Raw genomic sequence first — 2,004 nt, 5'->3', positions numbered from 1 at the left:
CCCCCTTGCTCGGCCGCCGGCCCAGGCGCTGGACGGCAGCCGCGATTTCCATTGAGGCGTGGGCGAGGTTCCCGGGGAACGGTGCGTCGGTGCAGCGCTCGGCCTGCCTCACTACTACTACTACTACTACTACTGCTGCTGCTGCTGCTGCTGCTGCTGCTGCTGCTGCTGCTGCGCGGTGTGCCGATGCCAGCAGGCGCCCCTTTCAGGCACCACCGCGTCGATCTCTCTCACGCAGGGTAGCGCGACAGGTCCGGCTCGTCGAGCTGGCGGTTCATCAGCTTCGCGAACGCATCGCGCACCCCTGGCAGGCTGGCCAGATGCAGCGCGCCGTGCAGCAGGTGAATGCCCAGCCGGCTGTGGGGGTTCATCAGGCGGGGACCGATCTTGGGCACGTTCTGGCCCTGTTCAACCATCGGCCGCATGGCTTTTTCATAGGCGGCGAAAGCCTCTTCGAGCCTGCCTCCATCGCCAGCCCGTGCGATTTCACCGGCCAGCACATAGGCGCCCGTGAGGGCCAGCGTCGTGCCGATGCCTGCCAGCGGGGTGGCGCACCAGGCGGCGTCGCCCGTCAGCACCACACGCCCACGGTGCCACCGCGCAAGGCGCACCTGACGCAACGCGTCGAAGTAGAAATCGCTGGTCGTCTCCATGCCCGCCAGCACGCGCGGGGCCTGCCATCCGGCATCGGCAAACTGTTCGCGCAGAAAGCGCTTTTGCCTGTCCATGTCCCAGTCCTGCTCGCCCTCAGTGGGGCGCTGGATCGTCAGCATGGCGCGCGTGGTGCCGTGCCGGTCGGGCCGCAGCGAGACGCTTCGACCGCCGGTGGTGTGATACCAGCGCCACATCCGGTCGTCGTCGGGTGCACGGGCGATGGTGAAGTAGGCGAGCGTCAGGTCCATCCAGCGCGGTTCGTTTTCGCCGGAAAACACCCGTTCGCGCGTGGTCGAACCCACGCCCTCGGCGACGACCACCGCATCGAAGCGCTCCTGCTGCCCGCCCGCGAAGCGCACGGTCGCCGCCGTGCCATCGTCTTCGATGGCCGCCACATGGTCTCCGAACCGGTAATCGGCCCGCTTGCGCGCCGCGTCGTACAGCAGCCGGGCGAGGTCGCCGCGCAGGATTTCCATCTCGGCGGTGGGCCCGTCGCTGGACAGTTCGTCGGTCTTGAACTCGGCGACGGCATGGCCATCCTCGTCGATCCAGGCCGTGCCTTCCTCGCCCGTGCCCTGGTCCAGCGCTGCCTGCTCCAGTCCCATCCGGCGCAGCACCTCGCGGCCTGCACCGCGCACGTCGATGTTCTGCCCGCCGTCACGGAACTCCGGCGCCCGTTCGACCACGGTGACCTTGCAGCCGGACCGCGCCAGGGCCCAGGCGGCGGTGTTGCCGGCGACGCTCGCGCCGGTGATCAGGATGTGCCGTGGCATGGGGTTCTTTCCAGATGGGTTTCTCGAGACCGCTGTGCGCAGGGAAAGCGCGCCTATGGGATGCGGGTCAAAAATGGCTTCGGCGCATATTGATCTAGAGGGTTGTGCTATTAAAAATATAGCAATCATGCCCGCCTTGGAGCGCTTCAACGCACTTGAGCGCGCCTTTGCACGTCTCAGCGCGCCTTGGCTGGCGTGGAGGCTGGCGGTTTTGGGGCTGCCCCTGCGGCACCGCCCTGCACCTTGTCCCCGGCGCGGGCCAGCAGCACGGCGCAGTTCTCGTCGTCGTCCGCTGCAGGCACCGTGATGGGGGCCAGCGCCAGCGCCACCGGCGCGACCACGGCGGCCGCCACGGCGCGCCCGCGCGCAGCAGCAGCGGGCCGGCTTCCAGGCCCACCTTGGGATCGGCAAATGGGCCCTTCACGTACAGCGGCGTGCGCAGGGAGAAGAACTTCCACTGCAGCGATTCGGGCTTGATGCGCAGGTCGATGTGCTCGCGGCCCAGGTCGGCCGTGCCGGTGGCTTCCACCGTGGCCTCGTTGGTGCTCAGCTTCACCGAGCGGGTCTGCGCGATGCC

1 protein-coding gene and 1 pseudogene are annotated in these 2,004 nt (G+C 68.4%); both read right to left on the bottom strand.

All coding sequences use genetic code 11. The annotated features are described in order from the left end of the window. Positions 1-230: 230 nt before the first annotated feature. Positions 231-1,427, bottom strand: a complete 1,197-nt coding sequence (locus AC27IQ_RS23265; protein ID WP_487090964.1) for an FAD-dependent monooxygenase — start codon at positions 1,425-1,427, stop codon at positions 231-233. Positions 1,428-1,603: 176 nt separating this feature from the next. Beyond that, a pseudogene (locus AC27IQ_RS23260) lies at positions 1,604-2,004 on the bottom strand (AsmA family protein); the annotation flags it as partial.

This window comes from Acidovorax sp. KPB24-07 (assembly GCF_057543315.1).
Note: the sequence above shows the minus strand (reverse complement) of the source record. Positions and strands in the feature narration are given on the sequence as shown.